Annotated in this window: 1 protein-coding gene; it reads left to right on the top strand. The window is 58.9% G+C overall.

All coding sequences use genetic code 11. The features are described 5' to 3' along the window. Positions 1 to 474: ABC transporter substrate-binding protein (locus tag ACZXDY_RS46415; RefSeq protein ID WP_464350089.1), on the top strand; the 474-nt coding region annotated here is incomplete at both ends.

The raw sequence follows: 474 nt of genomic DNA, 5'->3' as shown, positions 1-474 counted from the left end.
ATCCCCTCTCGGTCGGTATTGCCTATGCCATGATCGATCGGATCTCCAAGGACAGAGTGCCGCTGATCACGATCAATCACGGCCGAACCGATTCCACCGATGGCCGCGTGTTCCCTTACGTGTTTCCGCTGCTGCTCAATCCCTACAGCGAAACCTCGGGCATCGTAAACTACATTGCCGCAAAGGAAGGCGGCTCGGTCAGGCTGAAGGGCAAGAAGATCGTCGTGCTCTATCACGGCTCGCCCTACGGCAAAGAGACGATCCCGATCTACAAGCTGCTGGCTGACAAGTATGGATTCGACCTCGAGCAGATCGAGGTTCCGCATCCGGGCAACGAGCAGCAATCGCAATGGATCTCGATCCGCCGCGCCAAACCCGATTACGTGGTGCTGCGCGGCTGGGGCGTGATGAATCCGGTCGCGCTGAAGACGGCGCAGAAGGTTGGCTTCCCCGCCGACCACATCATCGGCAATG

The organism is Bradyrhizobium sp. LeoB3 (genome assembly GCF_055456055.1).
The sequence above is the reverse complement of the archived record's forward strand: the minus strand, read 5'-3'. Positions and strand labels throughout refer to the sequence as shown.